Here is a 12554-nt window from a genome sequence, read left to right as displayed (position 1 = left end):
CGCCGGGCGGGCGCCGCCACCGGACCGGCAGAAAGCCGGCCCTCAGCCCGGGTAGACCGGCGCCGTCCCCTGCGTGACCTTCTGCCACTGCGCACCCGACGGCAGCCGCACGATGCCGTCCACCGAGTCCGCCACCAGCGGCAACTGGTCGTCCTCGGAGGCGGTGACCCCCTTGACGCCGGACAGGGCGGCGGGCGCCGGCACGTCCGGTGTGGAGCCGTCGACCTGGACGTACCGCATCTGCTCCACGCCCCCGTGCTCGCGGCCGACCACCACGAGCCGGCTGTCCCCGGCCCACGACATGGTGGTCACCTTCTCCAACTCGGGCGACGGCGAGCGCAGTTCCACGATCCGGACGTCCGGCTGCCCGCCGGGCTTCTCGTCCCGTTCGATCAGCCCGATGAGCAGCGTCTTCTTGCCGCCCTTGTCCACGACCAGCGCGATCCGCACCCCGTCCGCGGCCACCCGGACGGACTGGATCCGCCCGTCCAGCTCCGGGGTGCGCACCTCGACCGGCTCGCCCTTGCCCTCCTGCAGCAGGAGCAGCCGGGGATTGTCGGGGTCGCGGTCGGCGATCCACAGGCCGTCATCGGCGTCCCAGCTGGGCGTCGTCAGCCGGTCCGCCTCGCTCGGGCCCGTGCTGCGCAGCACGGGCTCGCCCAGCGACCCGCCCGAAACCAGCGATCCCACGTACAGCGACTTGCCGTCGAGGCCGACGCCGGCAGCGGTGTGCTCGTCGCGTGAGACCGCCACCGACCGCAGGGCCGTGTCGCCGTCGCCGAGCGCCCCGGGCGCCGGGTCGGTCTCGGTGCCGTTGCCGACGGAGGTCCGCACCAGCCGGTGCTTGCCGTCGAGGAAGTACAAAAAGTTCGGGGGGCGTGCCGTGGTGCGGAAAGCGGCCGCGTCGGCTCCCGCACGCCCGAGGGTGCACAGCTCCGCCCCGCCGGCCCGCAGCTCGACCGAGTCCACGGTGGGACTCAGGTTGCGCAGCGTGAACAGCAGCTGGGCCGCCATCTCCTCGCACCGGTTGGTGCCGACACCGGCGGCCTTGTCGTTGAGGGGGACCGTCAGCCGGTTCCGGTCGTCGGGCGTCAGCGCGCCGGCGTTCTTCGCCAGTGCCGTGCCGGTCGGGAAACTGGACCGCACCACCGGCCCCAGCCACCGGTTGGGCCCGCTGAGCAGGGAGTTCACCATCTGCTTCACCGGTTCCACGCGCCGGCGCACGTAGACCGGGTCCGCGACCGCCGTGGGCTGGCTGTCCGCGGCCGCTTCGGCGGTGTTGGAGGCGAAGTAGTACTTGTTGGCGGACATGTAGGTGCGCTGGAAGTCCGACTGGCCCATGACGACCCCCTGCGGCAGCACGTCGATCCGCCACTGCCGCTTGTCGTCCTGCGTCAAGTGCACCGTCCTGTCGTACGCCCCGGTCGCCGGCGCGTACGACTCCTGCGCGTCCACCGTGGCCACCTTGGTGCCGGTGAGCACGTACGACATCTCGCCGGCGTCCTCCGGGCCGTCCGCGCCCACGGCCTTGGCGCCGGGCGCGTCCGTCAGCACGGTGGTGGACAGCTCGGGCCGCCACGTCTTCGCGGCGTCGCCCGTCAGGTACTGGCGTGCCGTCTTGTAGTCGGGGTCGTCGCTGGTCAGCGCCTCGAGGAAGCCCTGGACGATGTCCTGGGGCTTGGCGTCCTCGCCCGGCGGCACGGCGAACACCCGCACCTGGGTCTCCTGGCGCGGCGTGGACTCCACGTCCCGCAGATCGCCGCTGTCGGGCATCGAGGCGCATCCCGCCAGCACCAGGACGCCCCCGGTGGCGAACGCCGTCACGCGCGCGTGCCTGCGCCGGCCGCGCCCCTCGCGGTCAGCGGCCACGAGATGCCTCCCCCTGCCTGTGCGCGTCCGCCGGCCGGGACTCCCCGCCGGAGGCCGCGGCTGCCTCGTCCCTGTCCGCGCTCCGCGGCCCGTCGACCCGCGCGTCCGGTGCTCCGTTCACCTGGGCCTGCCGCTGTCCGTTCGCACGCGGGTCCTGCGGCCCGTTCGCACGCGGGTCCCGCCCGGTGTCCGCAGCCGTCCCCGCCGGAGCGGGGCCGGCCGTTCCCTCGGCACCCGCATCCCGTTCCTGGTCCCGGTCCTGACCCTGGCCCCGGCTCTGAGCCTGAGCCGGGCGCCCGGTTCCCGAGGCCGGCCTGGGCACCACGCGCGAGCCGTTGCCCGGCAGGGCCGTCGGATCCGCCGTGGGCGGAACGCCGGCCGCACGCGGCGGTATCGGATCCCGCGCCGCCCCCGCCGCGGACCCGCCCGCGGGCTGCGCCGGCACGGTGGCCCGCTTCTCGCCGTCCCCGCCGCCGGAGGGCAGCCCGGCGTCGTCGAGCCCCCGGTTGCGCCGGGAGTCCTTCGGCTCCAGCGGTATCGGCGACCCCCGCAGCGGCTCGTCCGCCGTCCGGGGCAGCGTCAGCCGGAACTGCGAACCGCCGCCCGGCTCACCCCACGCCTGCAGCCAGCCGCCGTGCAGCCGCGCGTCCTCCAGGGCGATCGACAGCCCCAGGCCCGTACCGCCGGTGGTACGCGCGCGTGCCGGGTCGGCCCGCCAGAAGCGGCTGAACACCCGGGTCGCCTCACCCGGCTTCAGCCCGACCCCGTAGTCCCGCACCGCGACGGCCACCGCACCGCCCGCCGCGGCGAGCCTGACGACGACGTCCTTGCCCTCACCGTGCTCGACGGCGTTGACGACCAGGTTGCGCAGGACACGCTCCACTCGGCGCGCGTCGGCCTCGGCGACGACGGGCTGCTGGTCGCCCAGGACGCGTATCCGGGTGCCCTTGCGCTCGGCGAGCGGCTCGGCCCCGCTGACGACCCGCCGGACCACGTTCCTGAGGTCTATCGGCTCCGCCTCCAGCGCCGCCGCGCCCGCGTCGAAGCGGCTGATCTCCAGCAGGTCGGCGAGCAGCGACTCGAACCGGTCCAGCTGGTCCGCGAGCAGCTCCGCCGACCGCGCGGTCACGGGGTCGAAGTCCTCGCGCGCCTCGTGGATGACGTCCGCGGCCATCCGTACGGTCGTCAGCGGCGTGCGCAGCTCGTGCGACACGTCCGACACGAACCGCCGCTGCATCCGCGACAGGTCCTCCAGCTGGCTGATCTTGAGCTGGAGGTTCTGTGCCATCTTGTTGAAGGCCTCGCCGAGCCGCGCGATGTCGTCCTCGCCGGTGACCTTCATCCGCTCCTGCAGCCGCCCCGCCGACAAACGCTCGGCGATCCCGGCGGCCATCCGCACCGGCGTGACGACCTGCCGCACGACGAGCCAGGCGATGGCCCCCAGCAGCACGACCACGAACAGCCCTGCCGTCGCCAGCGTGCCCTTGACCAGGCTCAGCGACTTCTCCTCCTGCGTGAGCGGGAAGAGGTAGTACAGCTGGTACGGGTCGCCGTTGGGGTCGTTGACCTGCTTGCCGATGGCCAGGCCCGGCTGGGAGTCCTTGGTGTCGTTGTTGTAGGTGATGCGCGTGTAGCTCTGGGCGGCCGCGGTACCGCGCCCGACGCGCTCGCGCAGGGCGGGGGGCACGCTCTCGCTCCAGTTGACCTCGCCCGAGGCACGCTGCCCGCGGCCGTCGGCACCGGCCGCGTCCGAGGCGGGCAGGGTCACCACGTCGAAGGCGCCCTGGCCACCGCTGGACAGCGACGAGACGAGGTCGCTCATCCACTGGGTGACGTTCTGCGCGGACCGGCCGTCCCCGGCGGCGACGTCGTCGCCGGTGGTGCTCGCCTCCTCGTCGGCACGCTGCTTGGCCACCGCGAAACCACCGGTGGCCTGGCTCTGGGACGCGTTCACCTTGGCGTCCAGCAGCCCGTTGCGCACCTGGCCGATGACGACGAACCCGAGCAGCAGGACCACGCCGAGCGACATCAGCAGCGTCGTGACGACGACCTTGAGCTGGATGTTGCGCCGCCACAGCCGCATGACGGGCAGCAGCGGCCTGCGCACCCACCGCATGAACAGGCGGATGACCGGGCTGCCCTGGACTCCGCCCTGGAGCAGCCCGCCGTCCAGGAAGCGTGCCCAGCGCGCACGCGTCTTCCCCCGCCCGACAGGCCGCCCCGGGCGGGCCCCGGACCGGCCGGGCGCCGAAGCGGCACTGTCACCGGACATGTCAGCTCGGTCCTGCCTTGTATCCGACACCACGGACCGTCACCACGATCTCCGGCTTCTCCGGGTCCTTCTCGACCTTGGAGCGCAGCCGCTGCACATGCACGTTGACCAGGCGCGTGTCCGCCGCGTGCCGGTAGCCCCACACCTGCTCCAGCAGCACCTCGCGCGTGAACACCTGCCACGGCTTGCGAGCCAGCGCGACCAGCAGGTCGAACTCCAGCGGCGTGAGCGCGATCGACTGCCCGTCCCGCTTCACGGAGTGCCCGGCCACGTCGATGACCAGGTCACCGATGGCGAGCTGCTCCGGAGCCGGCTCCTCCGACCTCCTGAGCCGCGCCCGGATCCGGGCCACCAGCTCCTTGGGCTTGAACGGCTTCACGATGTAGTCGTCCGCGCCCGACTCCAGGCCCACGACGACGTCGACCGTGTCGCTCTTGGCCGTGAGCATCACGATCGGCACGCCCGACTCCGCCCTGATCAGCCGGCAGACCTCGATGCCGTCGCGGCCGGGCAGCATCAGGTCGAGCAGCACCAGATCGGGCTTGGACTCGCGGAAGGCGGCCAGCGCCTTGTCGCCGTCGGCCACGAAAGACGGCTCGAAACCCTCACCACGCAGCACGATGCCGAGCATCTCGGCAAGTGCGCTGTCGTCGTCGACGACAAGGACTCGTCCCTTCATAAACGACATCATCCCATTCTCATAACAGTGGCGACGGCAGTGGTGAGGTAGGTCACCGGCCAGTGACCATAGTCGCAGCAAGCGCCACTGTCTGCCCTCGCCCGCCCGCCCATGATCCCCACATCGGGCAACGCCGCCACCGCGGGCCGGGAGGAGCACGAGTCCGCGCACGGCCGCAGCCCCGTGAAGCGAGGCCCCGCACGCGGCCGGACACCGGGGGGAGACGGCCCGGACGCCACCGGCGGCCCGAGGCATCCCGGAAGGGCCGACCGCCCGCCGAGAACCGCCCCGGAACACGCCGAGGGGGCGAGACGCCGTCCTGCCGTCCCGCCCCCTCGCCCAGCCCCAGCTCAGCCCTGCGCGGTCCTGGGCGAGCGCCCGCACACCTCGGCCAGTGCCTCCGCCGTCACCGGCGACACGACGCCCTCCTCCGTGACGATCGCCGTCACCAGCTCCGGCGGCGTCACGTCGAACGCCGGGTTGTAGGCCTGCGTGCCCAGCGGCGCGATCGGGATACCGCCGCCCGCCTCCACGCCGACCACCGGCACCTGCGGGGCCACCACTTCCGTCACCTCGTGCCCGGGCCGCTGCTCGACCTCGATGGACGCCCCGTCCGCCGTGTCCAGGTCTACCGTCGTCACCGGCGCCACCACGATGAACGGCACGTGGTGGTACCGCGCCAGCACCGCCAGCGGGTAGCTCCCCACCTTGTTCGCCACCGACCCGTCCGCCGTGATCCGGTCCGCGCCGACCAGCACCGCGTCCACCTCACCGGAGGCGAACAGCGACCCCGCCGCGTTGTCGGTCAGCAGCGTGTAGGCCATCCCGCTGCGAGCCGCCTCGTAGGCCGTGAGGCGCGCGCCCTGCAGCAGCGGACGCGTCTCGTCGACCCACAGCCTCCGCAACCGTCCCCTGCGGTGCGCGGCGAGCGCCACCGCGAACGCCGTCCCCTCACCGCCCGACACCAGCGCACCGGTGTTGCAGTGGGTGAGCACCCGGTGCCCGCCGCCGGGCAGCAGCTCGTCGAGGAGTGCCAGACCGTGCTCGGCCATCCGCTCGCTGGCCTGGGCGTCCTCCCGGTGCAGCTGCCGCGCCGCGGCCAGGGCCGCCGCTGCCGCCTGCCGGAGGTCACCGCCCTCGGCGAGCGCCGCCTCGTGCGCCGCGCGGGCCCGCCGCACCCCGACGGCGAGGTTCACCGCGGTCGGCCGGGCGCTCGCCAGGGCGTCCGCGGCCTCGTCCACGTCGAAGCCCCGCACGGCCGCGAGCGCGACGCCGTAGGCGCCCGCGATGCCGAGCAGCGGTGCCCCGCGCACGGACAACGAGCGGATCGCCTCCACCAGCGCGGACGCATCCGTGCAGACCAGTTCGACCTCCTCGGCCGGCAACCTGGTCTGGTCGAGCAGGACCAGAACCGGCCCTTCCGGTGGCTCTTCCCAGCGGATCGCCGGGATCTCGGTCGGCCGCTTGTCATCGCCGCTGTGCGCGTACTGATCAGCCATGCCGTCAGTCTGCCCCCTTTCGCGCGGACAATTGACGGTACGCAGCCCCTACCGCGGCCGGTCACTCGAAGACCACCCCATGGCACGATGGCTGCCAACCTGCCGCCGCGACCGCGGACGGGCACCGTGAAGGAGCGACGATGAACGACACTCCGGGCTGGGCCTCGCCCGGATCCGCCCCGTCCGACGGGCAGAAGCCTGACGCGTCCGGCCCTGCCGAGCCCGCCGACCGCCCCGGCCCCGCGCAGCCCGCCGACCAGCCGGGACAGCAGGGACAGCAGGGACAGCAGGGACAGACCCCCCAGGGCCCCGGCCCGCAGTGGTCGAAGGAGCAGCCCCCGCCTGCTCAGTGGTCCTCCCCGAGCGGCTCCTCCGGCCCCGGCGGAACCCCGCCGCCCCCGCCGCCCGGCCCGGGCTGGGGAACCCCGCCCCCCGGTGGCCAGGGCGGCCACGGCGGCTGGGGACCCGGAGGCCCCGGCCACGGAGGCCCCGGCCACGGAGGCTACGGACACCCCGGCGGCTGGGGAGGCGGCTGGGGCGGCCCGCCGCCCGCCGCCAAGCCCGGCGTCATCCCGCTCCGCCCGCTCGGCGTGGGCGAGATCCTCGACGGCGCCGTCTCCACCATGCGCACCTACTGGCGCACGGTCCTCGGCATCTCCCTGACCGTCGCCGTCCTGACCGAGATCATCGTCGTCCTGTTCCAGGGACTGGTCCTCGACTACTCCAGCACCGAGGCCCTCAACGACCCGAGCGCCACCCTCGACGAGCTGAGCCGCGCCATGGGCGACGCCATGCTCCACTCCACGGTCATCTTCGTGATCTCCCTGGTCGGCACCGTCGTCGCCACCGCCCTGCTCACCACCGTCACCAGCCGGGCCGTGCTCGGCAGGCCCGTGAGCATCGGCGAGGCCTGGCACGACGCGCGCCCCCAGGTCCTCAAGCTGTTCGGCCTCATCTGCCTGCTGCTGCTCATCACCGCCGGCATCGTCTTCGCCGGCACCCTGCCGGGCATCCTCGTCTCCGTCGCCGGCAGCAACGGCGCGGGCATCGCCCTGACCGTCCTCGGCATCATCGGCGCCGGTGTCGTCGCCCTGTGGCTGATGGTCCGCTTCTCCCTGGCCTCGCCCGCCCTGATGCTGGAGAAGCAGGGCATCAAGAAGGCCATGGCCCGCTCCGTGAAGCTGGTGCAGGGCACCTGGTGGCGCATCTTCGGCATCCAGCTGCTCGCCACGATCATCGCGAACGTCATCGCCTCGATCATCGTCATCCCCTTCACCTTCCTCGCCGGTGCGCTCAGCGGGGACGGCATCACCGGCTGGCTCAACTCCGGCGGGAGCGGCCTCGGCTGGACCTTCCTCATCGTCAGCGGCATCGGCTCGGTGATCGGCTCCATGATCACGTTCCCGATCACCGCCGGCGTCACCGTGCTCCTCTACATCGACCAGCGCATCCGCCGCGAGGCCCTCGACCTCGAACTGGCCCGCGCCGCCGGTGTCCAGGGCCACGGCTCCGCCCCCGGCACCACCCCCGGGAGCTGATGCGGTGAGCCGGGCGGGGGAACTTCTCACCACGGCGCTGCCCCGCGCCGCCGTACGGACGCTGCAACAGGCCGGTGACATCTCCGTGCTGTCGCCGGCCCGCTCCGCCGACGACCCACCCGTCACCATCCCGCGCGACCCCGCGCGGGAGGCGGCGCGGCGCGAGCTGTCCAAGCGGATGTACCACGAGAACGACCCCAGCCTCCTCCAGCGCGCCCTGGACGCCTTCTGGGACTGGATCGACGACCTCTTCAGCACCGCTTCGTCCGCCACCCCCGGCGGCGCCTTCGGCCTGGTCGTCATCGTCCTGGCCGTCGTCGCGGTCCTGGCCGCCCTGTGGTGGCGGCTCGGCACTCCCCGCCGCCGCCCCGTCCCCTCCGCCGCCCTCTTCGACGACCGCCCCCGCAGCGCCGCCGACCACCGCGCCGCCGCCGAGGCGCACGCCGCCCAGGGCCACTGGAGCCAGGCCGTCCAGGAACGCATGCGCGCACTCGTCCGCGCACTCGAGGAACGCGCCCTGCTCGACGTCCGCCCCGGCCGCACCGCCGACGAGGCGGCCGCCGAGGCCGGCCGGGCCCTGCCCGCCCACACCGACCGCCTGCGCTCGGCCGCACGCGACTTCGACGACGTCACATACGGCGGCCGCACCGCGACCGAAGAGGCATACCACCGCATCGCCGGACTCGACCGCGACCTGGAGCGCGCCAAGCCCCGGCTCACGACGAGCAGCGCGAGCACTGCAAGCACCGCGAGCAGCACGCCCGAGGCCCGCCGGGGAGCCGCCGAATGACCACCGAGGCCACGCTCCCCGCCACCTCGGCCTCGCCCACCGCACGCCAGGTCTGGACCCGCACGCGCGGCATCGCTCTCGCCCTCGTCCTGCTCCTGGCGGGGGCCGTCGCCATCGCCCTGCTGCGCTCCGACGCCCGGCACGGCGAACTCGACCCGCGCTCCGCCGACCCGGGCGGCAGCCGCGCCGTCGCCGAACTCCTCGCCGACCGGGGCGTGGACACCCGCGTCGTCACCACCCTGGACGAGGCAGCCGCCGCGACCGGCGAGGACACCACTCTCCTGGTCGCCGTCCCCGACCTGCTGACCCGCAGTCAGCAGAAGCGGCTGCACAAGGCGTTCGCCGACTCCGGGAACCGCACCGTCCTCGTCGCCCCGGGCAGCCCCTCCGTCGAACGGCTCGCCCCCGGCGTCACCGCCGCCCCCGCCACCAGCCTCGACGCGGCCCTCGCCCCCGACTGCGCCCTCCCCGCCGCCCGCCGCGCCGGCACCGCCGAGACGGGCGGCCGCCGCTACACCACCACCCACCTCGGCGCCGACGCCTGCTACCCCAGCCAGCGCCTGGCCACCCTGCTTCGCCTCCCCGCCGACCAGGGGGACGGCGACACCGTCGTCCTCGGCGCGCCCGACATCCTCCTCAACGACCGCCTCGACGAGCAGGGCAACGCCTCGCTCGCCCTCCAGCTCCTCGGCTCCCGCCCCCATCTGGTCTGGTACCTCCCCTCGCTCTCCGACGCGTCGGCCACCGCCGACGACGAACGCGGCTTCTTCGACCTGCTCCCCTCGGGCTGGCTCTGGGGCACCTTCCAGCTCTTCTTCGCCGCAGCCCTGGCCGCCCTGTGGCGGGCACGCCGACTCGGCCCTCTCGTGCCCGAGAAACTCCCCGTCGCGATCCGCGCCTCCGAGACCGCCGAAGGCCGCGCCCGCCTCTACCGCAAAGCCGACGCCCGCGACCGCGCCGCCGACGCTCTCCGCTCCACCACGCGCACCCGCCTCGCCCCCCTCGTAGGCGTCCCCGTCACCCAGGCGCAGACGCCCGAGGCGCTGCTGCCCGCCCTGTCCTCCCACCTCCACGGCGACGGACAGGACCTGCACGCCCTCCTCTTCGGACCACCGCCCAGCGACGACGCGGCACTCGTCGCACTCGCCGACCGACTCGACGCCCTCGAAAGAGAGGTACGCCGTCCATGATGGACCCGACCACTGACAACGCCGGGCAGAGCGGGAACCCGGGCGACGCCCGGGCCTCCCTGGAAGCCCTGCGCGCCGAGATCGCCAAGGCCGTGGTCGGCCAGGACCCCGCCGTGACCGGGCTCGTCGTCGCCCTGCTCTGCCGCGGCCACGTCCTCCTCGAAGGCGTCCCCGGCGTCGCCAAGACCCTGCTGGTCCGCGCCCTCGCCTCCGCCCTCGAACTCGACACCAAGCGCGTCCAGTTCACCCCCGACCTCATGCCCAGCGACGTCACCGGCTCCCTGGTCTACGACACCCGCAGCGCCGAGTTCTCCTTCCAGCCCGGCCCGGTCTTCACCAACCTCCTCCTCGCCGACGAGATCAACCGCACGCCCCCCAAGACCCAGTCGTCCCTCCTCGAAGCCATGGAGGAACGCCAGGTCACCGTCGACGGCACCCCCCGCCCCCTCCCCGACCCGTTCCTGGTCGCCGCGACCCAGAACCCGGTCGAGTACGAGGGCACCTACCCCCTCCCCGAAGCCCAGCTGGACCGCTTCCTGCTGAAGCTCACCATCCCGCTGCCCTCCCGCCAGGACGAGATCGACGTCCTCACCCGGCACGCCGAAGGCTTCAACCCCCGCGACCTCAAAGCCGCCGGCGTACGCCCCGTGGCGGGCCCGGCCGACCTGGAGGCGGCCCGGGCCGCCGTCGCCAAGACGACGGTCTCCCCGGAGATCACCGCCTACGTCGTCGACATCTGCCGCGCCACCCGCGAGTCGCCCTCCCTCACCCTGGGCGTCTCCCCGCGAGGCGCCACCGCCCTCCTGGCCACCGCCCGCGCCTGGGCCTGGCTCACCGGCCGCGACTACGTCATCCCCGACGACGTGAAGGCCCTCGCCCTGCCCACCCTCCGCCACCGCGTGCAGCTGCGCCCGGAGGCCGAGATGGAGGGCGTCACGGCCGACTCCGTCATCAACGCGATCCTCGCCCACGTCCCCGTTCCCCGCTGATGGCACTCACCGGACGCGCCGCCCTCCTCGCGGCCCTGGGCTCCCTCCCCGTCGGGATCTGGGAGCCCAGCTGGACGGGCATCCTCGCGGTCAACGCGCCCCTGGCCGTCGCATGCGCCTGCGACTACGCCCTGGCCGCCCCCGTGCGCCGCCTGAGCCTCACGCGCTCCGGCGACACCTCCGTGCGCCTGGGCGACACCGCGGACGTGACCCTCACGATCACCAACCCGTCCCGCCGCACGCTCCGGGCCCGCCTCCGCGACGCCTGGCCCCCGAGCAGCTGGCAGCGGGGCACGGAGACCGCCGCCTCCCGGCACCGGCTCACGGTGCCCGCGGGCGAACGCCGCCGGGTCACCACCCGCCTGCGCCCCACCCGTCGCGGCGACCGCCGGGCCGACCGCGTCACCATCCGCTCCTACGGCCCCCTCGGCCTCCTCGCCCGCCAGGGCACCCACCAGGCTCCGTGGACGGTACGTGTCCTCCCCCCGTTCACCAGCCGCAAGCACCTGCCCTCCAAGCTGGCCCGACTGCGCGAACTCGACGGCCGCACCAGCGTCCTCACCCGAGGCGAGGGCACGGAGTTCGACAGCCTGCGCGAGTACGTCCCCGGAGACGACACCCGCTCGATCGACTGGCGCGCCACGGCCCGCCAGACCACGGTCGCCGTCCGCACCTGGCGCCCCGAACGGGACCGCCACATCCTCCTGGTCCTCGACGCCGGCCGCACCTCGGCCGGCCGCGTCGGCGACGCCCCGCGCCTCGACGCCTCCATGGACGCCGCCCTGCTCCTGGCGGCGCTCGCCTCCCGAGCCGGAGACCGCGTCGACCTCCTCGCCTACGACCGACAGGTCCGCGCCCTCGTCCAGGGCCGCACAGCAGGCGACCTCCTCCCGGCGCTGGTCAACACGATGGCCACCCTCGAGCCCGCACTGGTCGAGACGAACGCCCGAGGCCTCACCGCCACCGCCCTCCGCACCTCCTCGCGCCGGTCCCTGATCGTCCTCCTCACCACCCTGGACGCGGCACCGATCGAAGAGGGCCTGCTCCCGGTCCTCACCCAGCTGACGCAACGCCACACGGTCCTCCTGGCCTCGGTGGCGGACCCGCACATCTCGACCATGTCCAAGGCCCGCGGCGACATCGACGCCGTCTACGAGGCCGCGGCGGCGGCCCAGGCCCAGTCGGAACGCCACCGCACGGCAGAACAACTCCGCCGCCACGGCGTCACAGTCATCGACGCCACCCCCGAAGACCTGCCCCCCGCACTTGCAGACGCCTACTTGTCCCTGAAGGCCGCCGGCCGCCTATAACGAACAGCGCAGACACTCACGGCATAGCACAATGGCCCTGCCTCCCGAACTGCGAAAGCGAGCTGAGACGTTCCTGAGCTCGTAAAGGCCCCTGAAACGCAGAAAACCCCCGCATCTTTCGATGCGGGGGTTTTCCCAACAATTGTTCGGCGGCGTCCTACTCTCCCACAGGGTCCCCCCTGCAGTACCATCGGCGCTGTAAGGCTTAGCTTCCGGGTTCGGAATGTAACCGGGCGTTTCCCCTACGCTATAACCACCGAAACACTATGAAACTGTCAGCCGCACCACGTGTGGCACGTGGGGCTGTTCGTGGTTTCAGAACCAACACAGTGGACGCGAGCAACTGAGGACAAGCCCTCGGCCTATTAGTACCGGTCAACTCCACACGTTACCGTGCTTCCATATCCGGCCTATCAAC

The 12554-nt window shown here is 73.4% G+C and carries 9 protein-coding genes and 2 rRNA genes; 5 read left to right on the top strand and 6 right to left on the bottom strand.

The window, feature by feature from the left end:
* Positions 1 to 42: 42 nt before the first annotated feature.
* The 4 genes from ACFYWG_RS11120 to mtnA form a co-directional block, all read right to left on the bottom strand.
* Positions 43 to 1869 carry an LpqB family beta-propeller domain-containing protein gene (locus ACFYWG_RS11120; RefSeq protein ID WP_383503836.1) on the bottom strand — a complete coding sequence of 609 codons (1827 nt, stop codon included), beginning with the start codon at positions 1867 to 1869 and terminating at the stop codon, positions 43 to 45.
* Positions 1859 to 4141 (bottom strand): MtrAB system histidine kinase MtrB, encoded by a 2283-nt coding sequence (gene mtrB / locus ACFYWG_RS11115; protein ID WP_389200792.1) that lies wholly within the window; start codon positions 4139 to 4141, stop codon positions 1859 to 1861. The genes ACFYWG_RS11120 and mtrB overlap by 11 nt, the downstream gene beginning before the upstream one ends.
* A gap of 1 nt (position 4142) precedes the next feature.
* Positions 4143 to 4832, bottom strand: coding sequence for a two-component system response regulator MtrA (mtrA, locus tag ACFYWG_RS11110; protein ID WP_189561841.1), 690 nt, complete (start codon positions 4830 to 4832; stop codon positions 4143 to 4145).
* A gap of 338 nt (positions 4833 to 5170) precedes the next feature.
* On the bottom strand, positions 5171 to 6319 hold the full coding sequence (mtnA, locus tag ACFYWG_RS11105; protein ID WP_383503838.1) for an S-methyl-5-thioribose-1-phosphate isomerase: 1149 nt from the start codon (positions 6317 to 6319) through the stop codon (positions 5171 to 5173).
* Positions 6320 to 6459: 140 nt separating this feature from the next.
* Between mtnA and ACFYWG_RS11100 the strand changes: the two genes are divergently transcribed.
* Genes ACFYWG_RS11100 through ACFYWG_RS11080 form a run of 5 tightly spaced genes read left to right on the top strand, consistent with a single transcriptional unit; the run spans position 6460 to position 12136 of the window.
* Positions 6460 to 7857, top strand: coding sequence for a glycerophosphoryl diester phosphodiesterase membrane domain-containing protein (locus ACFYWG_RS11100; protein WP_389200789.1), 1398 nt, complete (start codon positions 6460 to 6462; stop codon positions 7855 to 7857).
* 4 nt (positions 7858 to 7861) lie between these two features.
* Positions 7862 to 8647: a DUF4129 domain-containing protein gene (locus tag ACFYWG_RS11095; protein ID WP_383503840.1), complete on the top strand. Its 786-nt coding sequence runs from the start codon at positions 7862 to 7864 to the stop codon at positions 8645 to 8647.
* Positions 8644 to 9837: a DUF4350 domain-containing protein gene (locus tag ACFYWG_RS11090; RefSeq protein WP_385421917.1), complete on the top strand. Its 1194-nt coding sequence runs from the start codon at positions 8644 to 8646 to the stop codon at positions 9835 to 9837. Before ACFYWG_RS11095 ends, ACFYWG_RS11090 begins: the two co-directional genes overlap by 4 nt.
* Positions 9837 to 10826: an AAA family ATPase gene (locus ACFYWG_RS11085; protein ID WP_376334717.1), complete on the top strand. Its 990-nt coding sequence runs from the start codon at positions 9837 to 9839 to the stop codon at positions 10824 to 10826. The genes ACFYWG_RS11090 and ACFYWG_RS11085 overlap by 1 nt, the downstream gene beginning before the upstream one ends.
* Positions 10826 to 12136: a DUF58 domain-containing protein gene (locus ACFYWG_RS11080; RefSeq protein WP_389200787.1), complete on the top strand. Its 1311-nt coding sequence runs from the start codon at positions 10826 to 10828 to the stop codon at positions 12134 to 12136. Before ACFYWG_RS11085 ends, ACFYWG_RS11080 begins: the two co-directional genes overlap by 1 nt.
* Positions 12137 to 12280: 144 nt before the next feature.
* Here ACFYWG_RS11080 and rrf read toward each other — a convergent pair.
* Positions 12281 to 12397: ribosomal RNA gene (gene rrf / locus ACFYWG_RS11075) — 5S ribosomal RNA — on the bottom strand.
* A gap of 84 nt (positions 12398 to 12481) precedes the next feature.
* A 23S ribosomal RNA gene (locus tag ACFYWG_RS11070) occupies positions 12482 to 12554 on the bottom strand; the annotation flags it as partial.

The sequence above is a fragment of the Streptomyces sp. NPDC003456 genome, assembly GCF_042878735.1.
Taxonomy (GTDB): Bacteria; Actinomycetota; Actinomycetes; order Streptomycetales; family Streptomycetaceae; genus Streptomyces.
This window is presented reverse-complemented; position numbering and strand designations above follow the sequence as displayed.

Coding starts and splice junctions, on each gene's coding strand:
- ACFYWG_RS11080 (WP_389200787.1), top strand. CDS start 10,826: ATGGCACTCACCGGACGCGCCGCCCTCCTCGCGGCCCTGGGCTCCCTC.
- ACFYWG_RS11085 (WP_376334717.1), top strand. CDS start 9,837: ATGGACCCGACCACTGACAACGCCGGGCAGAGCGGGAACCCGGGCGAC.
- mtnA (WP_383503838.1), bottom strand. CDS start 6,319: ATGGCTGATCAGTACGCGCACAGCGGCGATGACAAGCGGCCGACCGAG.
- mtrA (WP_189561841.1), bottom strand. CDS start 4,832: ATGATGTCGTTTATGAAGGGACGAGTCCTTGTCGTCGACGACGACAGC.
- ACFYWG_RS11090 (WP_385421917.1), top strand. CDS start 8,644: ATGACCACCGAGGCCACGCTCCCCGCCACCTCGGCCTCGCCCACCGCA.
- ACFYWG_RS11100 (WP_389200789.1), top strand. CDS start 6,460: ATGAACGACACTCCGGGCTGGGCCTCGCCCGGATCCGCCCCGTCCGAC.
- mtrB (WP_389200792.1), bottom strand. CDS start 4,141: ATGTCCGGTGACAGTGCCGCTTCGGCGCCCGGCCGGTCCGGGGCCCGC.